25 protein-coding genes and 1 pseudogene are annotated in these 24,897 nt (G+C 39.0%); 5 read left to right on the forward strand and 21 right to left on the reverse strand.

All coding sequences use genetic code 11. The annotated features are described in order from the left end of the window. Window positions 1–102 precede the first annotated feature (102 nt). The 8 genes from IGJ99_RS12380 to nusG form a co-directional block, all read right to left on the reverse strand. Window positions 103–1,413 (reverse strand): amidohydrolase, encoded by a 1,311-nt coding sequence (locus IGJ99_RS12380; protein ID WP_438770861.1) that lies wholly within the window; start codon window positions 1,411–1,413, stop codon window positions 103–105. Further along, window positions 1,410–3,134 (reverse strand): adenine deaminase C-terminal domain-containing protein, encoded by a 1,725-nt coding sequence (locus tag IGJ99_RS12385; protein WP_438748690.1) that lies wholly within the window; start codon window positions 3,132–3,134, stop codon window positions 1,410–1,412. Before IGJ99_RS12385 ends, IGJ99_RS12380 begins: the two co-directional genes overlap by 4 nt. Before the next feature lie 109 nt (window positions 3,135–3,243). Further along, window positions 3,244–4,305 (reverse strand): ABC transporter substrate-binding protein, encoded by a 1,062-nt coding sequence (locus IGJ99_RS12390; protein ID WP_023520403.1) that lies wholly within the window; start codon window positions 4,303–4,305, stop codon window positions 3,244–3,246. A gap of 22 nt (window positions 4,306–4,327) precedes the next feature. Then, window positions 4,328–5,368, reverse strand: a complete 1,041-nt coding sequence (locus IGJ99_RS12395; protein WP_010734276.1) for an ABC transporter ATP-binding protein — start codon at window positions 5,366–5,368, stop codon at window positions 4,328–4,330. Between the two features lie 61 nt (window positions 5,369–5,429). Beyond that, entirely contained in the window at window positions 5,430–6,209 is a 780-nt protein-coding gene (locus IGJ99_RS12400) for an ABC transporter permease (protein WP_010734275.1), read from the reverse strand. After that, window positions 6,202–7,038 (reverse strand): ABC transporter permease, encoded by an 837-nt coding sequence (locus IGJ99_RS12405; protein WP_023520405.1) that lies wholly within the window; start codon window positions 7,036–7,038, stop codon window positions 6,202–6,204. The genes IGJ99_RS12400 and IGJ99_RS12405 overlap by 8 nt, the downstream gene beginning before the upstream one ends. Before the next feature lie 343 nt (window positions 7,039–7,381). Further along, complete coding sequence (locus IGJ99_RS12410; RefSeq protein ID WP_153830555.1) at window positions 7,382–8,227, reverse strand: alpha/beta fold hydrolase; 846 nt, start codon at window positions 8,225–8,227, stop codon at window positions 7,382–7,384. A gap of 125 nt (window positions 8,228–8,352) precedes the next feature. After that, the gene (gene nusG, locus IGJ99_RS12415) at window positions 8,353–8,898 is read right to left on the reverse strand and encodes a transcription termination/antitermination protein NusG (RefSeq protein WP_010734272.1); all 546 of its coding nucleotides are present in this window, start codon (window positions 8,896–8,898) and stop codon (window positions 8,353–8,355) included. Between the two features lie 372 nt (window positions 8,899–9,270). Here nusG and IGJ99_RS12420 point away from each other — a divergent pair, with 372 nt between their 5' ends. Then, the gene (locus IGJ99_RS12420) at window positions 9,271–9,432 is read left to right on the forward strand and encodes a hypothetical protein (protein WP_010734271.1); all 162 of its coding nucleotides are present in this window, start codon (window positions 9,271–9,273) and stop codon (window positions 9,430–9,432) included. 97 nt (window positions 9,433–9,529) lie between these two features. Here the strand turns inward: IGJ99_RS12420 and IGJ99_RS12425 are convergent, their stop codons facing one another. The 4 genes from IGJ99_RS12425 to rpmG all read right to left on the reverse strand — a co-directional run bounded on the left by IGJ99_RS12425 (window position 9,530) and on the right by rpmG (window position 10,920). Next, window positions 9,530–10,156, reverse strand: coding sequence for a MutR family transcriptional regulator (locus IGJ99_RS12425; protein ID WP_306795957.1), 627 nt, complete (start codon window positions 10,154–10,156; stop codon window positions 9,530–9,532). Between the two features lie 7 nt (window positions 10,157–10,163). After that, on the reverse strand, window positions 10,164–10,397 hold the full coding sequence (locus IGJ99_RS12430) for a helix-turn-helix domain-containing protein (RefSeq protein WP_023520407.1): 234 nt from the start codon (window positions 10,395–10,397) through the stop codon (window positions 10,164–10,166). Window positions 10,398–10,579: 182 nt separating this feature from the next. Continuing rightward, window positions 10,580–10,750, reverse strand: coding sequence for a preprotein translocase subunit SecE (secE, locus tag IGJ99_RS12435; protein WP_010734269.1), 171 nt, complete (start codon window positions 10,748–10,750; stop codon window positions 10,580–10,582). A gap of 17 nt (window positions 10,751–10,767) precedes the next feature. Further along, window positions 10,768–10,920 carry a 50S ribosomal protein L33 gene (gene rpmG / locus IGJ99_RS12440; RefSeq protein ID WP_005878997.1) on the reverse strand — a complete coding sequence of 51 codons (153 nt, stop codon included), beginning with the start codon at window positions 10,918–10,920 and terminating at the stop codon, window positions 10,768–10,770. Between the two features lie 158 nt (window positions 10,921–11,078). On the opposite strand from rpmG, the gene cbpA reads away from it, so the two are divergent. Beyond that, window positions 11,079–11,723: a cyclic di-AMP binding protein CbpA gene (gene cbpA / locus IGJ99_RS12445; protein WP_010734268.1), complete on the forward strand. Its 645-nt coding sequence runs from the start codon at window positions 11,079–11,081 to the stop codon at window positions 11,721–11,723. Window positions 11,724–11,847: 124 nt separating this feature from the next. Here cbpA and IGJ99_RS12450 read toward each other — a convergent pair whose 3' ends face one another. Beyond that, window positions 11,848–12,351 carry a QueT transporter family protein gene (locus IGJ99_RS12450; RefSeq protein WP_438770862.1) on the reverse strand — a complete coding sequence of 168 codons (504 nt, stop codon included), beginning with the start codon at window positions 12,349–12,351 and terminating at the stop codon, window positions 11,848–11,850. 702 nt (window positions 12,352–13,053) lie between these two features. Here IGJ99_RS12450 and IGJ99_RS12455 point away from each other — a divergent pair. Continuing rightward, window positions 13,054–14,058 carry a diacylglycerol/lipid kinase family protein gene (locus IGJ99_RS12455; protein ID WP_010734266.1) on the forward strand — a complete coding sequence of 335 codons (1,005 nt, stop codon included), beginning with the start codon at window positions 13,054–13,056 and terminating at the stop codon, window positions 14,056–14,058. A 342-nt stretch (window positions 14,059–14,400) separates the two neighbouring features. Here the strand turns inward: IGJ99_RS12455 and recD2 are convergent. The 4 genes and pseudogenes from recD2 to IGJ99_RS12475 all read right to left on the reverse strand — a co-directional run. Further along, a pseudogene (gene recD2 / locus IGJ99_RS12460) lies at window positions 14,401–16,723 on the reverse strand (SF1B family DNA helicase RecD2); the annotation flags it as partial. 18 nt (window positions 16,724–16,741) lie between these two features. Next, window positions 16,742–17,395, reverse strand: a complete 654-nt coding sequence (locus IGJ99_RS12465) for a histidine phosphatase family protein (RefSeq protein ID WP_010734264.1) — start codon at window positions 17,393–17,395, stop codon at window positions 16,742–16,744. 326 nt (window positions 17,396–17,721) lie between these two features. After that, window positions 17,722–18,225 carry a tRNA (cytidine(34)-2'-O)-methyltransferase gene (locus IGJ99_RS12470; protein ID WP_010734263.1) on the reverse strand — a complete coding sequence of 168 codons (504 nt, stop codon included), beginning with the start codon at window positions 18,223–18,225 and terminating at the stop codon, window positions 17,722–17,724. Window positions 18,226–18,454: 229 nt separating this feature from the next. Further along, the gene (locus tag IGJ99_RS12475) at window positions 18,455–19,312 is read right to left on the reverse strand and encodes a methyltransferase domain-containing protein (RefSeq protein ID WP_041684305.1); all 858 of its coding nucleotides are present in this window, start codon (window positions 19,310–19,312) and stop codon (window positions 18,455–18,457) included. A gap of 193 nt (window positions 19,313–19,505) precedes the next feature. Here IGJ99_RS12475 and IGJ99_RS12480 point away from each other — a divergent pair, with 193 nt between their 5' ends. Next, complete coding sequence (locus IGJ99_RS12480) at window positions 19,506–20,147, forward strand: copper homeostasis protein CutC (RefSeq protein ID WP_023520410.1); 642 nt, start codon at window positions 19,506–19,508, stop codon at window positions 20,145–20,147. 187 nt (window positions 20,148–20,334) lie between these two features. Here the strand turns inward: IGJ99_RS12480 and mgtE are convergent, their stop codons facing one another. Genes mgtE through IGJ99_RS12500 form a run of 4 tightly spaced genes read right to left on the reverse strand, consistent with a single transcriptional unit; the run spans window position 20,335 to window position 24,095 of the window. Further along, window positions 20,335–21,696: a magnesium transporter gene (gene mgtE, locus IGJ99_RS12485; protein ID WP_010734260.1), complete on the reverse strand. Its 1,362-nt coding sequence runs from the start codon at window positions 21,694–21,696 to the stop codon at window positions 20,335–20,337. A 17-nt stretch (window positions 21,697–21,713) separates the two neighbouring features. Next, entirely contained in the window at window positions 21,714–22,613 is a 900-nt protein-coding gene (locus IGJ99_RS12490; protein WP_010734259.1) for an RluA family pseudouridine synthase, read from the reverse strand. Between the two features lie 2 nt (window positions 22,614–22,615). Then, on the reverse strand, window positions 22,616–23,413 hold the full coding sequence (locus IGJ99_RS12495; protein WP_010734258.1) for an NAD kinase: 798 nt from the start codon (window positions 23,411–23,413) through the stop codon (window positions 22,616–22,618). Next, entirely contained in the window at window positions 23,391–24,095 is a 705-nt protein-coding gene (locus tag IGJ99_RS12500) for a GTP pyrophosphokinase (protein WP_019722324.1), read from the reverse strand. Before IGJ99_RS12500 ends, IGJ99_RS12495 begins: the two co-directional genes overlap by 23 nt. A 130-nt stretch (window positions 24,096–24,225) precedes the next feature. Between IGJ99_RS12500 and IGJ99_RS12505 the strand changes: the two genes are divergently transcribed. Continuing rightward, entirely contained in the window at window positions 24,226–24,801 is a 576-nt protein-coding gene (locus IGJ99_RS12505) for a CYTH domain-containing protein (RefSeq protein ID WP_010734256.1), read from the forward strand. Window positions 24,802–24,897 lie beyond the last annotated feature (96 nt).

The raw sequence follows: 24,897 nt of genomic DNA on the forward strand, positions 1-24,897 counted from the left end.
ATCAAAAGCTGAATCAGACAATGCACAAAAATTCGTTATCGCCAAAGATATGCCGAATAACCATGGCAGCAAATTTGCTGCCATGGTTATTCGGTTTGTTTCTTACATCCTCTGCTTTGCTTCAAACACAAATTGCCCCATTTGTTCATAGAGATCCGCTTTGATTTGTTTAAAATCATGATGGACTAACTGATGATCACGTACGAGTTGTCTGCCATCCACCCATACATGGGCCACATTGGAAGCATTCGCTGAATAAACTAAGGCAGAATATGGATCAAAAATCGGAAACATATTCACAGACTGCGTCTCAACTACAATAAAATCTGCCTTGTTCCCTACAACAAGCTGACCAGTCTCTTTAAAATCTAACAATTCCGCCCCACCTCTAGTGGCTAAACGGACAATTTCCTTCGCTGGGAAAAGCGCACGATCTTTTTCAAAGGTTTTATGGAAATTGGCAAAGAGCTTCATTTGTGCAAAGAGGTCTAAAGTGTTGCCACTACTTGGACCGTCTGTACCTAACCCGACAGTTAACCCCGCAGACAGCATGGCTTTAACTGGTGCTATACCTTTCGCTGATTTTGTGTTCGCGCCGATACAGTGCGCAATTCCGACTTGCTCTCCTGCTGTAGCGACCAAGGCAATATCTGCTTCTGTCATATGGATACAATGGGCCATGATCAACGGTCTGTTCATAAAACCTAAGTCTTTTAATAACTCGAATGGCGTTTGTTGATACTGCTTCACTAATTCCTGCATTTCATAGTCCATTTCTGCCACATGCAAGGTGATCGGCACATCGAATCGTTCACTCAATTCAACTGTCCGCTTCAGCCCTTCATAGGTATTGGTATTCGGCGCATGAGGAGCCAACGCAGGCGTAATCAATGGATGATCTTTCCACTTTGGCAGGAATGTCTCACAATAAGTCAAGCCGCCAGAAGGCTCTACATTATCACACACAGGCATATCAATGATCGTTTCACCAAGAATCGCACGAATCTTAAACTGATCACATACTTGCGCGACTTGATCTTCAAAATAATACATGTCACAAAAAGCTGTCACACCACTAAGCAACATTTCACTAATTGCATATGCTGTACTTGCTGCCACTAGCTCTGGCGTCATGAACGCTTCTAATGGAAATAAGAACCGTCGTAACCGATCTGGCACATCGTCTCCTAAAGATCGAAAAGTAATCATCCCAGCATGGGTATGTGTATTCACAAAACCTGGCAACAAGATGCCGCCTGCTCCATCGATGACTTCCTCCGCAGAAGCTATCCCTTCCTGCCATTCTCCTATCTCAATGATACGATTTTCTTCAATCCGTACATACCCGTTTTTGTATTCAGTCAGTTGATCATCCATCGTTAGAACGTGGACATTTTTTATCAGTGTACTCATAACAAAACACCATCACTTGGAAAAACCAGCGGATAAAATTCCTGTGTTTTCGTATTCATCATTCCTTTATCTGTCATTTTGATTGCAGGTGAAACTGGTAGTGACAACGTAGAAAACGACATGATCTCATTCATGTTTTTATAGCCTAGATTTTGCATTTCTCTACGCACAGTTTTTAAGTCTTGGCCTAACTCTTCAATTGGCGCTTGTGAAACGATCCCGCCAATCGGTAGCGGGCAAGTTGCTGTTAATTTGCCCTCTTTAACTACCACATAGCCACCTTGTAATTTCAACAATTTTTGCTGAGCCAGCAGAATGTCTTGGCAGTTATTCCCCATCACCATCACGTTATGATGATCATGCGCCCAAGTCGTCGCAATACTTCCTGGTTTTGAAATGGGTTCTTCCATCAAAGCATACGCCACATTGCCATTCTTTCCATAACGTTCCATCACGAGCAATAAGGCGCAATCTGAATTTTCCCAATCGAGGTACCCATCTTTCACCGGAATTTTCTTCGTGATCCGTTCTGTAAATGTACCAACCTCATGTTTACGAATAACATTACAACGAACACTTGCCAAATCCGTTTTGACTGGCAACCTTAGATCGTCTAAAGAAAGCTTTTTACAATGGACCGTTTGACTGTATGAAGTAGGAAATTGTTCGATTTTTTCTGGATAAGTGATCGCCTTACCTTGCCTGTAGACTTCTTTGCCCGATTTAAAGACCGCAGAAATAGCGAATGTGGATAAATCATCTAACAAAATAAAATCAGCCATTCGTCCAGGTCCAATCAATCCACGATCATTCAAACCCATTCTACGTGCAGGCGTATAAGTCGTCATATAGATCGCTTGTTCGATCGGCACCCCCGCCTCTACTGCCTTTTTCAAATTTTCATTTAAGTGACCAGTGAGTAAATCGTCTGCCATCACATCATCAGTGATGAGACAAGCATAGTCATAATATTCATTTTCTGTGATCACCGCCATATTTTCCGGTGTGATCGACTTGTTTTGGAATTGGATGAACATGCCGTTCTCAATTTTTTCTGCTAAGGATTCCGGAAACTGATGCGTATGATCAGAAGAAATCCCGCTATACATAAATGCTGCCAATTCTTCTTCGTAAATTTTAGGACAATGTCCTTCTAACGGCATGGTCGGACGTTTTTCTTTACATAGGTCAATAATTTGGCGAATCAGCGAAGTTGGTTCATGGGCAATGCCGTGAAAATTCATGGCTTCGCCTAAACAAATCACTTTTGGATTGTCTAACAACTTTTCTGTTTCAGCTAACCCAATGATGCCACCGGTAGTTTCTAGTTCAGGTGTAGTGGAAGGAACGGACGATGGGATTGCATGGAAAATATCTAATTCCGTTTCTGCAGCCATAAATTCAGTCAACCCTTCAAGCCCAAAAACATTTGCCATCTCATGCGCATCCGCAATCACTGTAGTCACACCAAATGGTAAAACGGCCTTTGAAAAAATACTTGGCGTAGTCATTGAACTCTCAATGTGCATGTGGCTGTCAATCAAGCCAGGAATCATGTATTTCCCTCGGCCATCAATTTCTTGAAGGATCTCCAAGTGACTCAGATCCTTTGTTGTGATGTAATAAAATTTTTCACCGCTGACTGTGACATGTTTCTTCTCAAAACATTGTTTGGCTGTGTTATACACTTGTGCATCTCTAATCAGTAAGTCAATCTTCACATTTTTCCCTCACTTTTATTGTCCTTAGACAAGAATAGGGGGCTGTGCGCTTCCGACACAACCACCCCAATGTTTATTTTTTCAATGATTTCCCGTTATAGGAAAATGTTTATTGGTTGATCAAACGATTCCAACGATCGATCCAGTCAGTCATTTGACTATTCACGAAATCAAAGTCAATATTTTTTGCGCGATCAGCAACTGCCCCATACGTCATATTACCAGCTTCTTCTTCACTCAACTCCACTTTATCATTCGTCGGTGCTTCATTTAATGAAAGTGCCTTTGTTTTTTGTGATTCTTCGCTAATTCTATAGTTGATGAATGAGTAAGCCAATTCTTTATTCGCTGCTTCTTTTGGAATATTGATCGTGTTGTAGTTCGCATATGTGCCACTTTCTGGTACAACATACTCGATCGTATCAGAATCTCCTTTGACGATATCATAAGCAAAATCCATCACGATCGCTGCTTCGATTTCTCCTGCTTGGAACATGTTTGCTAAGTCAGAAGATCTTGCATAGGTCTTAACGATATTTGGTTTCAATTCTTCTAAGGCTTCAAATGCTGCCTCACCATTGTCATCTTCAATCGCTACACCCGCATGATCACTTGCAATATACATCATCAAAGGACCGGCAGTCGTAGTAATTTCCGGGATCGAGATTTTTCCTTCTAATGCTGAATCCCAAAGATCTGACCAGCTAGTAATTTCTTTTCCAACTTTTTCTCTGTCGTAAACGATACCTACACTGTTTACAGCAATCGGAACACCCGCACCACTATCAAAGACTTCCTTCGCTCCTTCAGTTAAGTCCGCTAAATTCGGGATTTTTGATTCATCTAGTTTTTCAAATAATTCTTGAGAAGCGCCATCCGCTGAGTTCGCTTGCGCTAACTCAATCACGTCGATTCCTCTAGGATTACTGATTAATTTGTTGAAGCGATCGCCACTGTTCCCTAGATCCATTGTGATCTTCGCATCGAATTCTTTTTCAAAAGGATCCATTACATCGCTTTTCACGATATCTTCACTTAAACCAAATGTTGATACAACTAGATCTTTTGACTCTTTCGCTTCGGATGAATTAGTTTCAGATCCTCCACCGCAAGCTGTCAATACAAACATACTCGCTAAAACTACTGAACTTACTAGAAAGCCTTTTTTCACTGATTTTTCCCCTTTTCTTTGCTTATTTATCTTCCAAAAGAACGATTTTATCTTTTGGGAAATACAGGTTGATTTGATCCCCTGCTTGGTAAATTTGTTTATCCGTACCGTTTACTAAGAACTTACCTAAAGCCGTTGTCACTTCATACTGGTAACTTTTCCCTAAAAATGTTCTGACTTTCACTTCACCTTTTACAACGTTATGTGTCGCATCAGAGGCAATCTCGATATCTTCGGGACGGATCGTCGCTACTAATCGTTCTGCTATCGGTTGCTCATAAGGTGTCTCAATGACATTCCCTGCTGCTTGATAGCGGATGCCTTCGATTGGTTCAACTGGAAAGAAATTTTCAAAACCGATAAAATGTGCAACAAAACGAGTTTTGGGATGCCGATAGATTGTTTCCGGTGTATCATATTGCTCGATAACGCCATTATTCATGACCGCGACTTTATCCGAGATCGAAAAGCATTCTTCTTGATCGTGGGTCACAAAAACTGTTGTGATACCAAGTTGTTGTTGAATACGTTTGATCTCGATCCGCATTTGGACACGTAGTTTAGCGTCTAAATTACTTAATGGTTCGTCTAAGAGTAGTAACTTAGGTTCAATAACCAATGCTCGAGCCAATGCCACTCGTTGACGTTGCCCACCTGATAGTTGTTTCGGGTAACGATCACCCAACTGTTCTAAGCCACAGATTGCTAACATATCTGCTACTTTCTTGGCGATATCCGCTTTATTTTCTTTACGCAATTTCAAACCGAAAGCAACATTCTCAGCAATCGTTAGATGAGGAAACAACGCATAGCTCTGAAATACCATACCAAAATTACGTTTATGCACAGGAACTTTCACTAATTCTTGATTTTCCAGAACAAAAGAGCCCTCATTCGGCGAAATCAATCCAGCAATCACACGTAGCGTCGTTGTTTTACCGCAACCACTGGGGCCTAATAAAGAAACTAGCTCTCCTTTTTCCATTGAAATAGACAAATCTTCTAATATATTTTGTTTTCCGTCATAACTCACACGGATATTGTTCAAATTTACAAAACTCACGGTTCTCCCCCTCATAGTTTCCAGTCATTCTCAAGTACGGTTCGATTTCTTCACTCAATAGTTAAGCGATTGAAGCCAATCCTAACGTTTTCTCAATAATAAACATCAAGAAAACGGTTAATACCATGATCATTACTGAAATCGCCGACACAGTCGGGTCATACGTATATTCAATGTAGCTCAACAATGAAGTGGGCAACATCGTTACTCCTGGTCCAGATAAAAACATTGAAACTGGTACATTATTGAATGAGTTGACAAAAGCCAGCATAAACGCCGCAAATATTCCAGAAGAAACATTTGGTAAGACGACTTGCATAAAAGCGCGGGTTTTGGTACAACCCAACGTCCAGGCAACTTCTTCAATCGAAAAATCTAATTGCTCCATGCTTGAACCTACGACGCGAATGATATACGGTAGGCTGATCAAAAAATGACCAATCAATAAAGCTTGGATCACCGGCAAGTTAAACTTGATCACAATGTATTGGAACAAGGAATAGCCGACAACGATACCCGGAATCATCGTTGGTGACAAAAAGAAATTTTTAAAAAGCTGTTTACTCTTCATGTGGTAACGAGAAAGTGCGTAAGAAGTCGGCACGCCTACTAATAAAGCTAACAGAGTAGCCCCTACGCCAATACTTAAACTCAATTTAAAGCTATTCATAAATGTTTCAGAACTTAGTGCTTTCTTGTACCATTCTAATGAGAATCCATCAATCGGAAATTGTATCGTCGATGATTGTCCAAAAGACGTTACAACAATAATCACTAATGGTAAAAACAAAAACGCAAAAACTAATACTGCGATGATCGTCATCCCTTTTTGCTTACGCATGATTCATTTCCCTCCGATCTAAACGTGCAGCAATCATATTCAATCCTTTATTCACCATCAGAGTCGTGATGATCATGATCAATGCAATGACACTTGCTGAAGTCCAATCACCTAAAGTCGATGCTTTCTGGTATAAGAAAGTCGCCATCATCATATTTTGGTTCCCACCTAAAAGTTGTGGTGTCGTATAAGCCGTCAATGTGCCTGTAAATACTAAAATACTGCCAACGATCACTCCAGGTATACAAAGCGGCATGACAATTTTATAGAACGTTTTAAACGGACTCGCACCTAACGTTTCGGCAGCTTCCAGTGTTTCTTTCTCAATATTTTCCATCACGCCAACAAGTGTCATGACCATGGTAGGTAAGAATAAATAGACAGACCCGATAATAATTGCAAACTCCGTATATAGTAAGGCGATGGGTTGTTCGATCAGTCCTATGCGAATCAAGAAATTATTGATTACTCCTGTCCTTCCTAAAATGTTGATCCAAGCAAAACTACGGATGACTGAATTGGTCAATAATGGAAACATCGTCATTGCCATCAATAAACTTTTCCACTTTTTACCCACACCTGCAATAAAATAAGCAGTTGGAATACCTAAAACGGCAGAAATCAACGTCACAATGACAGAAACGCGAATTGTTCGAAGAAAAATCTTCAAATTGAAATCATCTGTCAAAAAACTGGTGTAAGCACTTAGACTAGCACCTGTTTCAGTAAAAATAGTTGGCCATATAATATTGACCAATGGCAAAATCATAAAAAATAGTAATAAGATCGTTCCTGGCGCAATGATCAAATACGGAACATTCTTCCTCATTGTTCTCCCCCTCATTCGTGTTCTGTCTCATTATAAGAAAAAATACGAACATTTTCAAGAAAACTTTGTAATATATTCAGAAAAAAACATGAGTTATATGAAAAACATCGTAAAAAACCTGCGTTTATCCGTTTTATACAAAAAATACTCGTATTCATTTTATTTTTTTTAGTTATCTATGTTTATCCGCCAAACGATTATTAGTAATTAATGCGAGTTAATTATCAAAAGTGTCGAGGAATACATCTCATACGAAACAGAAAATCGGTTTTCTGGAAACCCAAAAAGAGCAATTACCGAACATTCACCCAAAAACGTTCGTTAATTACTCTTTTTATTCGACTCAACTATTCCATAAAAACTGACTAACTTCTCGATCCACTTCTTCATTTTCATGAAGCATACTATGTGAAGCACCTTCACCTTCTTCGACCTTTTCCATTACAGGGTTACCATGTTGTTTCAATAAGGCGTAAACTGCCAATGCACTATTCAGCGGAACAGTTCCATCACTTAGCTCTACTTCACTCAACTGCCCTGCAACTAATAAAAATTGTGTGTCGGTAGGGAGATTCCCTATCATTGTTTGATAATCTTGATACCTTGAAGACACCACTGTTGGCCCATTTTCGAGTAAATCAGCTAAATTCTGACCGCTATCATCCACAAAGTCATTGAACGGTGCGCCTAGTGCTACAAACTTTTCAACTTGCGGTAAAGTTGTTTCTTGGCCATACGTGACTAGATAACGGAGGCCGCTGACTCCACCCATCGAATGTCCGACAATGTTCACTTTGTTGATTTGATCAGTTGTCTGCAAATAAACCAGACATGCACGAATCCATTCTGCTTGATTCCACTCATTATTTTCATTGTCTTCGAAAAGCACTTGGATCATTGGATTGGTTGCTTCTTTTGATAACTCCCCTTGCGCTTGAACGTTCCCATTAGTATCTACAGTCAATGTCAATTCTTGTTGCCCTTTGCTTTCTCCTTCTAACCGATCGATCATTCCTTTGAATGAATTCACTGTTCCTTTATATCCGTGAACAAATAAGGTAGGCACACTCCCCTTTTCTACGGATTCTACTTGGCTTGTCCTCGTTGTTTCAGTAGAGGCAGTTTCTTTTTGGCTCTTGTTTTCTTGCGTTTGACAACCAGAGAGGATTAGCAGTACCAGCAACACCATGCCACTTAGCACCCGATTAAAATTCACTTCATTTTGTTTTATCACTTTTCTCACTCCTTTCATTCAAGACAAAAAAGAGCTGAGATGACTAGGCATCCCAACTCCTCCATTATTCTGATCACTGTTTAGTCGATTTTATCTACTTGATCAAAATCAAGCTCTGTACTTGTTTCACGACCGAACATGTCAATGTTTACTTTTAGTTTTTCTTTTTCTTCATCGACTTCTGTCACTTGACCTTCTAATCCAGCAAAAGCTCCTTCGATGATCTTAACAACTTCGCCAACTTCTACTTTCAGTTCGTTTTGACGTAAACTCATACCGATTGAACGTAAGATATGATTTACTTCTTCCGGTAATAAAGGTGCAGGCTTACTTCCTGCTCCGTGAGAACCAACAAAACCTGTAACGCCCGGTGTGTTACGGACAACATACCATGAAGCATCTGACATGATCATTTCTACTAAGACATATCCAGGGAATGTTTTATGAACGATTTCTTTTTCTTTCCCATTTTTCACTTCAGTTTCTGTTTCTTCAGGAACAACGACACGGAAAATAAAATCAGCCATTTTCATACTTTGCGCACGTGACTCGATATTTGCTTTTACTTTGTTTTCGTATCCAGAGTATGTATGCAATACATACCAATTTTTTTCAAAAGATTCCATTGAAGGCTCCTCATTTCATTTGTAAAATAAAAAAACCTCAGTTCCCCGAAGCTTTTCCTCTCTTTGATTATAGCACCGTTTGCTGGTTTTTACTAGTGACTTATTTTTAGTTCTCTAGTAATTTAAAAAGCGTTATTTATTCTTATTTTGGTGCAGAAATTATATTATCTACTGTTTTTTTGAAAAAAAATAATTCCTTAAAAAGCTTATTTTATAAAGATGAATCAATAAATTTTTTTATTTTTTGTTATTCAGCGAAAAGGCATAGGAAAATACATACCCATGTCAATATTATTTATTCCTACAATGTACAATTATAGTCATAAGGCATCTTATTGAGCTTTAAAGAACTTTACGAGAGGAGGTATCCCCATGGAAACAATTAGACAACTCATTGCAACGGTTTTTGATTGGTTAGATTCTCTCGCCTTGATTCTCTCCTGTCTCACTGTTTTCTTTTTAAGTTTAAAAGTCTCATCTTTAGAAAAAGAAGTAAAAATACTAAAGGATACTTTTGAAAACCATTCAAAATAAGAGTCATGTTGTATGAATCAATACATATCTACATTTTCAGATAGTCCGATCAGTTCAAACTCTCCCTAAATAAGCAAACAAGAAATCTCTTTTAGCCTCATATATTAAAAATATGTTCAATCTCGTATTGTGTTTCAAATCTATGTAAATCAGCTAAAAATTCATTCTTCAACTTGCTCGCTCCAATCAATTCTAATCCCATAATAAAATCCTTTATTTTATTACTGACAGCCTCTCCTTCGATGTGCGCAAGTACAAGTTGATAAAACCGATGATATATTTCAGTTTCTCGCTGAAAAATAATTCTACGTCGAGTCTCACATAGTTTTTCCAAATAATACTTAGCTAATTTTAGCTCTTCTCTTTCAATCATCAGTAAAAACACATTATTATAAATACCTGATAATATGGAATGGAAGCTCTCCAACTCTCCTTTTTTCATCACATTCTTTTCTACTTCTTTCAATCGCTGTTTGATGTAACTTGTTTCAAATAAATAGATGAGAGTAGCAAAAGTCGTCATTTCAAATCTTCCCCACTCATCGATTTTCTCTAAATAATCAGATAATCTTTTCAGATAGTTAGTATCTTTTTTATTTAATTTTTTTACACCACCGATTCCCTCATACCACTTATAAGTTTTGACAGCAAGATAATTTCTTATGACGACTAAATCATCTGAGTATTCTACTTCTTGGGCTAGTTTTTTTAATTGATAATTGATTGCACCACTATTTTTTTTCTAGATTCCGGAATATTTTCTTCAAACTCAAATTTTTTTGAGATACTTTATCTCCATCAAGATAAAACATGAATTCATCGATCGTCATATTCAAGCGTTCTAATAATTCTAAAAAGACTAATAATGGTAAATGATTTTTCCCATTCTCATATTTAGCTAACGTTTCCCGCGAAACAATTCCATCGGCTAGCTTTTTTTGAGAGATGCCTCTGTCAACACGCATTTTTTTAATAATTCATGAACTTCCATATGTTCCTCCTTACTTATCAACTAGCAAAGCAAAAGAATGATCAATAATTCACAAAAAACTTGTTGAAATTTCACGGTTACTATCAAAAAAAATAGAGCTTCCAATTGATTGATAATCATGGATAGCTCGCCTTTTATTTAGATAAACTTATTGAATTATTGCAAGATCCATGCAAACAGACTTTGGATCGCTGTATCCATCACGAAAAACATTAGTCCGAAGATGATCGACGTTTCGATAACGACTAGTGTATCTTTACGTAATTGTTTTTTACTTGACCAAGTCACTTGTTTCATTTCATCTTTTACACTTTTAAGAAATTTCATCGTAAGCCTCCTCCTTGTTATTTTGTCTCTTTATGTAATGTGTATTGATTACAATATTTACAAAATTTGTTGATTTCCAAACGCTCGCCGCTTTTTCCTTCACTAATCGACTTAGTATAGTTTCGAGAACCACAAACGGAACATGCTAATGCCGCTTTTTTCTTTGCCATCCGTTTCCCCTCCTCACTGAAAACCAAATTTATACCATACTACATTATCATGTAAATTATTTTATGTCAATTAGTGATCATACGCTCTACTGTTTTTATTTTAGTTATGATATGATTACTTAAAGGATTTTAAAAATGAACAATCTGGAGGTATGACTATGCTATTAAAAACTCTTGTTTACAAGAAAAAAGATTTGACTACCGTCTCTGAGACAAGCAACTTGGAAGAAGCACTAGAAATTTTAGAAACATCCGGTTACCGTTGTGTACCGATTCTTGATACTTCCGGAAATATTTTCCGTGGGAATATTTATAAAATGCACATCTATCGTCACAAAGCAAATGGCGGCGATATGACTTTACCAGTCACTCATCTATTGAAAAACGCAACAAAATTCATTTATTTAGATACTTCTTTCTTTAAAGTATTCTTTACGATCAAAGAGCTTCCATACATTGCTGTACTTGATAGCCAAAACCATTTCTATGGGATTTTGACACACAGTACCTTACTTGGTATGTTGTCTCAGTCTTGGAGCGTAGAACAAGGAAGCTACGTCTTGACGATTGCTTCGACAGGTAAACAAGGTGACTTAGCGGCGATTTCAAAAATCATCGCAAAATATAGTAGCATTGCTAGTTGTATCACTTTGGATATCGAAAAAGATGAATACATCCGTCGTACCTTGATCACTCTACCAGCTCATACAGAAAAAAGTGTCTGTGATTCGATCGTCAATCACTTAGAAAAGAAAAATTACAAAGTGATCGAAATTGAAAATTTACAAGATACTGATAAATAAAAACCTGTTTAGTGGTTGATATTTACTAACTATTTTTCGAAAAATCATATTTCAAAAAAGCCAGAAATCCCAAAATCATTTACGACTTTTGGAATTCCTGGCTTTTTTACTCGATTAAAAACAATCATACACGATCGTTGAATTTCACTGCTTGGTCTAGATAATACATCAATGGCGCAGAAACAGCCATCACGATAAATTCACTTAACGCAAGTGTACCATACGTTGTCCAAAACGCTTGACCGCCAGTTGGTACTAACATATAAGCAATCATAAACATACTGATTGTAAAGAACACTGTATTTAATGCTAAGCGCACTTTGACATTTTTCACTTTATTTTGGATAAGTGCCGTTAGTCCTAATGCAAGTAGTGTTTGACCACCACCGAAAATCACATCCATGACACCAAAACCATAAATGGCATTATAAACAATCACGCCACCTAAGACACCCCATAATAATTTTCGATTGAATACAACTAAATGATTCAAACTTTCTGAAATACGAAATTGGATTGGCCCCGAAGACACAGGTGCTACCAAAATCGTTAACGCTAGATATAAGGCCATGATCAACCCATTAATAACGACTACCATCAGTCGTTGCCTACTCTTTGTTCTCTCCATATTCTATTCCTCATTTCTCCTAGTTTTGTTAATGCGGGATGGTTGATGAACCGCAAGGCGTATTATAACATAACAATTCTAGATTACAACCTTCCTTCCACCCCACCATTTCAGCATTTTTACCTTACCCTGAAAAGATTGTTATAAAAAATAAAAGAAATAAAAACAAGCAAGACACCTCGAGTAGTTAGCGCAAGACCTTATTGAACAGCCTCATTGAGAGATTGAGGCTTGATAGATAAAGGAATCGCACTCTTCTTATCAAAAAAATGAGTGTCGCTGTTGACTAATACTCTCCAGACAATTCTTTGTTTCTATCTTTTACCTACGTTTTTTCGTTTGTTCTTTATTGTATTTTCTAACTTAACTTCTTTTTCATTTCCCCAAACCTCTGCTATAATAACCAAGATTGTAATTCTTTTGACAATAATGACGAGATGCTTTGTTGAACCTTCAGTGGTTGACTCTATTATTCAACCACTGCTTACTCAGGGTGAGACGATTTAGTAAAGCATCGTTGATCTATTTACATGACTAAAACCACAAGTATTCACAGCTGTTGATTAAATCTGACACTGCTTGCTCTCCTTTTGACTATGTCACCTTGCTATCGTATGTTAATGAGAACTCATGAAGGAGCCCGACAAGACTTGTTTTCTCAACTCAGGTACACGATACTTTGGTGCATTCCAGGAGGAAAAAATGAATTTTCATTATCACCTATTAATCAACCAAGCTGCTGGTAGCGGAAACGGAAAGAAAACAGCGGATAAGATTTTACCAATTTTGGATCAAAAGAAACTTTCCTATACGGTTCACTATAGTGAATATAAAGGGCACGATGCCCTTATAGCGGAACATTTAGCCGAAGATACCCTCATTGAATGGGAAGAGGATATCGATGCTGATACTATCGGATGGTACCCACTTCTCATCGTCATTGGAGGAGATGGTACGCTTCATCAAGTCCTGAATACGTTTCATCATTTATGTGTATCTTTTCCTGTCGGCTTCATACCAGCCGGCTCAGGCAATGACTTTGCTCGTGGAATTGGGTTAAGTAGAGATCCAGAAAAAGCTTTAGAAACGATTTTAGCAACCAAAGAACCACAAAAAATAAATGTGTTGCATTATGAAGAAAAAGTAAACGATCGCGAAGGGCTGGCACTCAATAATTTTGGGATTGGTTTAGATGCAGCAATCGTTCATACTACGAATCATTCCAATGCAAAAAAACGATTGAATAAGTATAATTTAGGCTCGCTTTCTTATATTTTTTCTTTACTATATGTTCTTTTCTCACAAAAAGGCTTTCCGATTCTTGTAGATATTGGTGGGAAACGTGTGAATTTTAAAAAAGCCTTTCTATGTACGGCAACTAATCATCCTTATTTTGGTGGAGGAGTATCGATTGTTCCTACTGCAGATGTGACCAAGCCAACTATCGACTTCGTGGTTGTTGAACGAGTAAATCTATTTAAAATCGCTTGGTTGCTTCTTTTATTATTACAGAAGAAACAAATGCACTCGAAGTATTTCCATCACTATACAACAAGCAAACTTCGAATTGTTTCTACTATTCCCCAATATGGTCAAGAAGATGGGGAAGATTTAGAAAAACAATCGTTTGATTTACAACTAACAAATAAAACACAGTTATTGTGGTGTGAAAAAATAGTAATGAGGGAGGAACAGTCAGCCTCTTGATCTGTGGAAGTTCTTCAGATGGAGCATCTACCTTTCCAATGAAAAGACACCCGAAACGTTAGCGTTTCGGGTGTCTTTTCTGGGCTGATACTTCACACTTCCAACTGATGTTGCCTGTTTATGGTCGGATGTTCTCCATACCGATCATTGGATCAATCCATTGCTGTTCCACAGCTTCGGTTGTGAGAATGTAATTATCAGGTAATTTTGGCGTTTCAGCTTCTTTCACTTCATTTTTTTCTTCTTCGATGGCAAAAAGCGAAACTTCCTGCGCTTGGTCAGTTGCCTCTTTACGGTCCTCTATTTGTTTTGTTGGCTCAGACACTTGTTCAATGGCTGCCGAATACGTTCCTTCTTCAAATGGATCATCACCTGTCAAGGAATCTTCATAAGCGGCTAATTTCGTACGCAGATTAAGAGTCATTTCGTTATCTTCGATCCGCTTCTTCAGTGTCGTCAATCGAACAGCGGATTCGTTTTTTGCACATGTCAAATATGCTTGCTCTTCCCCTAACAAAATCAATAATTCCTTACTACGAGTAACCGCTGTATACAACAGATTCCTTTGGAGCATTCGTTGGTATTGATGAACCATCGGCAAAATCACCATCTTAAACTCGCTACCTTGGGATTTATGGATCGAGCAACAATAAGACAGGGTGATCTTATTCCATTCATTTCGTTTGTAACTCACTTCATTGGCATCAAATTGGATGACGAGTTCGTCCACCTTATCTTCCGAATCTTTTGCTAAAACAATTCCCGTGATTACCCCCATGTCACCATTGAACACATTTAATTCTGGCGTATTGACCAAATGGAGTACTTTATCCCCGATTCGATAAACTGTATCATTCCAGTGAACTTCTTTCCGATTCCCACCGCCTGGATTGAAAATATTTTGCATCATTTTATTCAAGGCATCGATACCAGCTGCACCGCGATACATCGGTGCCAACACCTGAATATCTTGTGCAGTAAATCCTTTGTTTTTCGCCTTTTCCACGATTTTAGAAATCAATGGTTCGATTTGATACGCATCACTTGCAAAGAAAGAGCGATCCTTTTGATTTTTCGTAAAATCTGCTGGCAATCTTCCTTCTTTGATCTCATGAGCCAAAGGAATGATACTTGAGCCATCGCCTTGACGATAGATCTGATTCAATTCGATTTTAGGGATTTGATCGATTTCTAATAGATCATGCAAGACTTGCCCAGGACCTACTGATGGTAGCTGATCCTTGTCCCCTACTAAGATCACTTGCATATTCGTAGGGATCGCCTTGAACAGTGTATTGGCCAACCATGTATCAACCATCGACATTTCATCGACGATCAATAAGCCACCGTCTAATTCCTTCGTGCTGATTGAAGGGGTTTTTTCACGACCATTCAAACCTAAAAGCCGGTGGATCGTACTAGCTGGCAAGCCAGTCGTTTCATTCATCCGTTTAGCAGCCCGTCCTGTGGGTGCAGCTAAGAGGATCGGAAAAATCTCTTGTGTATATTTCGTCGGATCAAGATCTAAGCCGTTTAACTCTGCAAACAGATGAACGATGCCATTGATCACTGTAGTTTTTCCAGTTCCTGGACCACCAGTCAAGATAAATAGTGGTGAGCGAATCGCTTCAGAAATCGCTTCTTCTTGTGAATCCCCATACTGGATACCAAACATTTTCTCAATTCGTCGAATATTCTTTTTAATTTCTTTTGGTTCGTACTTGATTTCCTTTTTTCGACTCAACAAGCGTTGGATCGAATTGCCAATCCCCCATTCAGAAAAATACAAACTATTTTCATATAGATTCGTTTCTTCTTGTTGGATCTTTCCCTCTTCCACTAACTGAATAATGACAGTCGCTACTTGATCCGGTTCGATTTCGATTGGACGACTTGATTCCAAGATTTTGATCGTCTGCTGCAATAAAGATTCAGCAGGCACATAGGTATCACCGGTTTGGATCGCCTGTTGGAAAATCTGGTGCAAGATCGCTGCTCTGATGCGTCGTGGCGAGTCAGCAGCAATGCCGATTTGTTCAGCTAAGTTATCTGCACGTTTAAAGCCGATTCCTTCAATCTCTTCGACTAATTGGTAAGGATTTTCTTGAATGATATCCAACGCTTCATTTTTGTAAGCTTGATAGATACTAAAGGCTAATTGACTCCCAAATCCGTAACGGTTCAACCCCATGATCACTTGATCCATTCCATGATTCAAACGGATCGTTTCAGCAATCATTTCTCTTTTTGGCTTCGTTAAACCTGAAATCTGTTGCAATTGCGCAGGATCTTCGATGATTTTTTCAATCGCATCTTCACCAAGCAGTTCCACGATTTTCTCTGCGGTTTTTTTTCCGATACCGGGAAACTTGTCACTTGATAGGTAGTTGACGATCCCGTTGGCTGTCGTCGGCTTTTCCTGTTCGTAACGCTCTACCTTCAACTGTCTGCCATATTTAGGATGATCAACTAGCTCACCATAAAAACGATACACTTCGTTCTCTTGGATATCGCCAAAACTACCAGTTGCGACAATTTCTTTTTCCCGATAATCAACACTTGTTTCACTGACTTGGATGAGCAATACTTTATAAAAATTACTAGGATTTTGAAAAAAGATAGCGGCAACTGTGCCGACAAAATAAGGCATTTCTTCTGGCTCCATCGAGGCCGCCTCCTTTATTTATAGTAAAGGCTCTGGCTGTCCATTACCTAAAAAATCCACCTGATTCCATACTTTAAGGTCATATGGTAACAGATTGTTTGGTTCTCCTGTTTCTAAAATCGTCAAGCTACTATTGAATAAACCGCCCATTTCTCGTAACTGACCTAATTCTTTACCAGTCATCCACTGGATCGCAGCAGTTAAAGAGGCACCATGCCCTACAAATAGAATAGGCCCTTGATGTTGACAGACTGCATCCGCAACAACGGCTTCGATCCGCGTGATTGCTTCGGTGATCGGCTCTCCTTCAAAAGGTGTTGGATCATATTTATCTAAATGATTTCGTAAATTAGGTAAGTTCTCTGGAAATTTTTTGTACATCTCTTCGATCGACTGTCCTTCCAGTTTTCCTAAACCTAATTCTCTTAATTTATCTGTATAAATGATTTCTGTCGGATGGTCCAATTCTTGATTGATCCCTTTTGCTGTATCTCTTGCACGTTTTGCCGTACTGCAATAAATAGCTTCAAAAGGAACAGACTTGACCATTTGGCCGAATGTCTTGATCTCCTCATAGCTTTGAGGTAACAACGGTGAGTCTCCTTGGCTTCCTTGAAAGCGTCTTTCAAGATTCCATTCCGTTTTACCATGTCTTGTAAAGTATAGTTCCATAGATGTTAGACTCCTCACTCCGTACTTGTATATATATACTATCATATAGGATTTTCCTGTTGGACCGTGTAGAAAAGCTTGTTTCTAAAAAATAGAGGCTTTCGCCAATTGAATATCGCTAAAAATCGACTGTAAAAAAACTGTGCTATCGTTTATGTAGTCTTGTTTTCGATCAGCGATGTTCACGAAATATACTTCATCCACACCCTCGATCAAGGAAATGCAAAAGGAAGCTCCTACTCTATCAAAACGAAGGTTGAGCAGCAAGAGAAACTATTTTCTCAACTTCGTCTTCTTAATAGGAGCGAAACCTCTCTTTACAACCTTTAGTCTAGCTTATCATTTTCGTAATGATGTGTTAACTCTAAATTTGGGAAACCTTGTTGACGCAATGCCTCATACACGATCATTGCCGCTGTATTCGATAGATTCAATGAACGGACGTGTGTATCATTCATAGGGATACGTAAGCATTTTTCTTCATGCTCGCGCATAAAGGGTTCCGGTAATCCAGTTGTTTCTTTCCCAAACAAAAAGAAATGCTCTTCGCCATCTGCAAAGTTTTCATCACTGTATACTTTATTCGCAAATTTGGAGATCAAATGTAACTTTCTATCACCTAAGTAAGCCATAAATGCTGGTAGATCTGCATGATACGTGATATCCACATCATGCCAATAATCAAGCCCCGCTCGTTTCAGCTGTTTATCATCTGTTGAAAATCCTAGTGGTTCGATCAAGTGTAACGGTGTGTTGGTCGCTGCACATGTTCGTGCAATGTTTCCTGTGTTTGCAGGAATCAAAGGTTCAAATAAAACGATGTGGTTCATACTATTCATCCTCTCATGTATATGTGAAATCCATTTTAGACTAAATCTTGATTTTTGCATAAAAAAAAACGTATCAACTCGGTGTCAGTCACTGCGAGTCGTTACGTTAGTGAAGCTCTTTTCACTATCTTTTATCAGAACAGGAACCTGATAAAAACCAATGAAAAAACAACTTGTTGCTACTATATCACCATTAAACGCTTTTTGCAACCTTAACTCTATAATATTCTTATTGGAATCGTTTTCTCTTATTTCCTTTTAACAATTCTACGTCAATTGTAATTTTTCTAAGGGGTTCTTCCATCAGAGCCTCTTTTATTTCTTTTGCTACTTGCCATTCCAGTGGCGACATTGCCAAGAGATCACGGCGATTTTCTTCAGGAATCGTAAATTCATACGTCACACGTTGACGTTCCACTGACGCCATTGATTCCATGAATTTGTCAACAACACGTTCGTTAGAATAATGGTGTTTTTCTGGCTGATCTGGATAAAAAGCTTGGCGTAATTCTTTTAAATAGCCTGATTGTGGAACGACTTTTAATACCATGCCGTCATCTGCAAGTACTCGCTGAAACTCTTGATAGTGAGAAGGCGAGAAAATATTCAATATCGTCGAAAATTGTTGATCCGCAAAAGGCAAATTCGTTAAATCCGCGACACACCAAAATGCTTGCATCGGCTGTTCAGTGGCTGCATAGACACCTTCTTTCGCGATATCAAAGCCAATTGCTTGTTTTAATGGTTGTAATTGATCGATGGCCGCCAAAAAGCTCCCTTCTCCACAACCGACATCTAGAACAGTCGCATCACTTGGTAGATGCTTAGCTAACTGTTCGATCAATGGTTGATACATACCTGATTGGATCATTCGTCTTCTTGGAGCAAACATACCTTGATCATATTCGGTTTTGATTGCGTGAGATAAAAAATACAACGTTCCCTTTTTAGATAAATCAAAACGATGATTCTTTTGGCAAATAAGCCCATTCGTGGTCGATAAAAAGGATGCTTGACATAACGGACAGCGGAACATTTGGGCATTCTCTGATAAAAATAGTCGACTCTGGTCTATTTTCTTTAACATAGTGATTATTCATTCCTTTAAAATACGTAGTGAGATAGTCATATAAAGATAAAAAACTTTCTTTAAAAACATTCGTTATCCGATGTTGCCTATCATGCTATCCCCTTCATCTTACCGTTTGAAGAGCGCTTTAGCAACTGTAAAAACTATGGTATAATTTCAACAAAAGTAGACATAATAAAGGAGCAAGAATATGATCAAAGAATTTTGTGCGGAGAATTATACATCGATCCCGTTAGCCATCGCAAATGGAGCCAATCGGATCGAATTATGTGACAACCTAGCAGTAGGTGGCACTACACCAAGTACTGGTGTCATTGAAGAAGTATTGAGCTACGCTAATGAAAAAAGTGTACCTGTCATGACGATCATCCGACCACGTGGTGGCGATTTTGTTTATAATGATATCGAATTGAAAATCATGCACACTGACTTGATTGAAGCCAAAAAACTAGGAACTGATGGTGTAGTGATCGGTTGCTTGACTCCTTCTGGTTGGTTAGATGAAGAAGCACTGGAAGTCTTGATCGACTCCGCAGAAGGCCTACAGATCACCTTCCACATGGCGTTTGATGCGATTCCTCAAGAACGTCAATACGAAGCCATCGATTGGTTGGTTGAACATGGCGTTCATCGTATCTTGACACATGGCGGTGTTGCCGGTACAAACATCGAAGATAATTTTGCACACTTAAAACAGTTGATCGCTCATGCAGACGGTCGAATCATCATTTTACCTGGTGGTGGTATCACTTCAGAAAATGCACAAGTAGTTGCTGATGCTTTAGGAGTCCACGAAGTCCACGGCACCAAAATCGTTCCTTTATCTGAATAAACAAAAATAAGAGGTCGGGACAGAAGTGTTCAGCCTCGAGAAATAAGGCGCCATCCACGAAAATTGTTCTTCAAATTTTTGTGGATGGCGCCTTATTTCCGAAGAGGTTACTTCTGTTCCCGCCGTTTATTCGGTTTTAGGTGGTACAGAGGACTAATGTCCCAGACACTATTTTAGCTCTATTATCTTACATAAAATACCCCATAAACAACGAAGCGATATTGAAATAGATCAATACACTGGTCAAGTCACTCAAGGTCGTAATAAATGGCCCGCTGGCAACGGCAGGGTCAAAGCCTAAACGATCCATCAACATCGGGATCAAACTTCCCGCAAGATTTGCCACTGTGATCGCAAATAGCATCGCAATACCAATAACAAAGCCTAGAATAAAGTTCTGCTTCCAAAATCCTACGATCAAGAAGATCGTTAGGCCAGTCACAGCGCCGGTCACTAAACCCGTCAATACTTCCGCCACGATCAACCGAACAAAGCCCTGATCTTTTTCATCTGAAATCGCTAGGCGACGTACAGCGACCGCTAACGATTGTGTACCGGCGTTTCCAGCCGTCCCTGTGATCAAAGAAATAAAGACAGCTAAAATACTTGCTTCACTGACCAATTCTTCATAATGACTGATCAAAGAGGCAGTTGACATACCTAAAAATAATAAAGTGATCAACCAAGGTAAGCGGCGAGAAGCTGATTTTACTGGATTCTCATTGATTTCTTCGACGTTGACCCCCGCCAATCCAGAATAGTCACTCGCGGCTTCATCATCGATAACGTCAATGATATCATCGACAGTCACGATCCCTAATAAATGATCATCATAATCCGTGACAGGCAACGCAAGAAAGTCGTAGTCACGGAAAGTTTGTGCCACATCTTCTTGGTCATCGCCTACGTGAACAGATAATACTCGTTCACTCATCAAATCAGAGATCATCGCATCATCATCATTGACGATCAAATCACGCAACGAGATAACCCCAACAAGTTGATTGTCCTGATTGACTACATAAATGTAATAGATCGTTTCTGCCACATCTGCTTCATTTTTCAAGACATACATCGCCGAACGAACGGTTTGGTTCGCAACGATCGAAATAAATTCGGTCGTCATGATCGCCCCAGCCGTTTCATCTTCATAATGCAAGAGGTCTTTGATCTCGCTCGCATCTTCTGCTGCCATCAAGCTAAGATATTTCGCCACTTGTTTCTTATCTAATGTATTCAACAAATCGACCGCGTTATCGGTATACATCTCTGAGAGCATTTCCGCAGCATAACTAGGACGCATTTCTGCTAAATATTCCTTCATATATTCGTTATCTTCTTCAATGACATCGAACATATCCGCCAATTCCTTTGGCGAAAGATAGGTATAAATCTGTTGACGATCTGCTTCCTTAAGGGATTGATAGAATTGCCCCTGTTCGTAGATATGCATCTCCAAGAAGTTATTTCTAAAATCTTGAATATTGTTTTCTCTTAGATCTTGAGCTAACTGGGCAAATCTTTCCTCTAATTCTTGATTTTCGTCCAAACCAATCTCACCTCACCTTAATCTTCAAATCGTTTCACTATTGTTGCCATATCTTTTGCTAAAGGCTGTTTGAATGCTAATAATTTTTCTGTAAACGGATGATAGAACTGTAAGTCATAACAATGCAACGCCTGTCTAGCTATGTCTTGATCCATCCTTCCCCCATACATGTCATCGCCTAAAAGAGGACACCCGATCGCAGAAAAATGCACTCTGATCTGATGCGTGCGCCCCGTATGCAATTGGATATCAACGAGTGCAATCTCTGCTGATCTGTTTTCTAACCAGTATTCCGTTTGCGCACTTTTCCCCGTAGAAGAAACTTTACGTTTTAATAATGATGTCATATCACGAGCAATTGGTAAATCGATCTGCCCATGCGCTTTCAACGTAGCCACATCGCCACTGACCAAGGCTTGATATTTTTTGACGAACTTCTTTTCGCGAAGCTGTACGTCCAATTTTGCATGCGCAAAACCATGCTTTGCAAAAAGCATCAATCCTGAAGTATCTCGATCTAGTCTAGTCACTACGTGGATCACCTGATTTTCATAGCCTTGTTGTTTATAATAAGCTTTCACTCGATTCGCCATCGTACCGGTAGGATGGTATTGTGCCGGTATCGAGGATACTCCAGCTGGTTTATTGACGACTAAGAGGTGTTCATCTTCATAAACGATCTCGATCGGTGTTTCGTCTAAAAGAACCGTTTCATGCTCGCCTTCTGCTGGAATCACAATGGTTACCTTATCATTTTGAGCCAAAGAAAACAAGACGTTCTCAACCTGATCATTGACCATGATCGTGCCGCCTTGAAACTTGATTTTCGCTAGTAGCCCTTTGGAGATCCCTTTTTCTTTTAAAAAATATTTTACTTGTTGCGCTTGCTCTTTTTCATAGATCCATGTAAACTCCATTGCTAAACCTCACCAATAAAGGCATCTTTCACACGGTGCCAAAAATGCATATGTCGATAAGAAGCAAAGTGGATTCTTTCTTCTGCAATCCGATAATAAATGGCTCGTATATTATTTTTTGAAACGTCCAATTGATCAATCGTCACCAAATAATCTGCGGTATTCTCTAAACGAATTTCCACCCATTCATCTTGAGCAATGACCATCGGCGCACCTAGCGTACGAAAAACGCGGTTATTCAATGAAGCAATCTCTGCTAATTGAAATGCATTGATACTTGGATGGATCACAGCCCCACCAACACTCTTATTATAAGCAGTCGATCCGGTAGGCGTAGATAATGCCAAACCATCACCACGGAAGCTTTCAAATAGTTCGTTTTTGATATACACATCTGCTACCATCGTTCGGTTAGAACGCTTGATTGTCGACTCGTTCAAAGCAAAAAAATGTTGATCAGGCTTATCATCTAAATAGCTGATTCGAACGTCCAGCAACGGGTAGCTGACACTTTGCTCACGATTAGTTTTCAGGCTATCGACTAGTTCTTCTAATTCATAGTCCCGCCAGTCCGTATAAAAGCCTAGATGCCCTGTATGGACGCCTAAAAAACGCACATCGTTCAAAGCATGGCTAAATTGATGGAACGCTGCTAATAGCGTCCCATCCCCACCAACTGAAATCACTAACTCTGGCTGTTGATCGTCGATTTTGATATTTGCTTGAGCCAAAAGATTTTTCAATCGTTCGGTGACTGCTAATGTTTTGGGCTCCTTGTTATGAACGATCGCTACCTTCATCTTTTGCCTCCTCATGTTTATTCTCTTGATTGATCAATGAGCGATAATAGGCATCTTCAGATTTGCCTCTGCCATGTGAGAATAACCGTTGTGCTTCTTGGATTTCTTCACGAATATTCGACATTTCTTCGTCGAGTTGATACGCGGCTTCCGCTGCACGTTGTAATCGTTCACTCATTTCTTCCGGAAATACACCTTGATATTTATAATTCAACGAATGTTCGATTGTTGCCCAAAAGTTCATCGCTAACGTTCGAATTTGAATTTCTGCTAAAATTTTCTTTTCACCACTGATCAATTGGACTGGATATTCGATCACTAAATGATACGAGCGATACCCACTCGCTTTTTTATTGGTGATATAATCTCGCTCTTGTAATACTTTCATGTCTTTTCGGTTACGGATGATCTCAACCACCTGATGGATATCTTCTACAAATTGACACATGATTCTTAGCCCAGCAATGTCTGACATTTCTTCCTCTAAACGCGCCATTGGGATATGACGCAATTGAGACTTGGTAACGATGCTTTCTACCGGTTTGACCCGCCCCGTCACAAACTCGATTGGGACATGGCGATTTTGTTCTCTAAATTGTTTACGTATTCCTCTTAGTTTTACTTTTAATTCTGATACTGTTTGTTCGTAAGGTGCTAAAAACTCTTCCCAGTCTCGTTCCATAATCTATACCTCTACTTTGTTAACATTCATAGATATTCTAACATATAAACATAGTTTTTTTGCACCTTCTGTCTTTGAAGTTGACCAAAAACAAAAAATTAGGCAAAATAAAAGAAAAGGGGCGAAGCCAATGACTGAAATGTTAGAGATCGAATTTAAAACATTGCTAGCTAAGGAAGATTACACGCGTTTGCTTTCGCACTATCAACTTACAACGGAATCCTTCCATATCCAAACCAATATTTATTATGACACGCCTGATTTCCAATTAAAACAGCGTGGTTGTGGCTTACGTATCCGCTTATTAGATACCTATGCGGAGTACACGTTAAAAACGCCAGCTGCAGAAGGAAAATTGGAAACAACAGACACCTATACGCTCCAAGAAGCCACTAAAATGATCGAGGATCAGACACTGCCACGAACGGGCGCTGTTTTAGAAAAACTTCATGAGCTATCGATCGACTCCAATCAATTGTTCGAAATCGGAGAACTGACGACTAAGCGTGTTGAATTTCCTATTGATGAAGGCTTGTTAGCCATTGACGAAAGTTGGGGGGAACAACTTCACGACTATGAATTAGAATTAGAAGTCACTGATGCTGCCAGTGGAAAAGTAGCATTTGAGCGCTTCCTTCAACGTCAAGGAATTCCTTATCATCCTTCAAAAAATAAAATCCAACGAATGTTTGAGGCCAAAAATTAGAACTCTATCATTTTCATAAGGCTCATGAGTTCATTTTTTCGGGATTTTCTGGTAAGTTATACGTTGTGAATATTATTCATGATTTGCATAGAATCT

This window comes from Enterococcus sp. AZ095b (assembly GCF_051714725.1).
Classification (GTDB): Bacteria; Bacillota; Bacilli; order Lactobacillales; family Enterococcaceae; genus Enterococcus_B; species Enterococcus_B pernyi.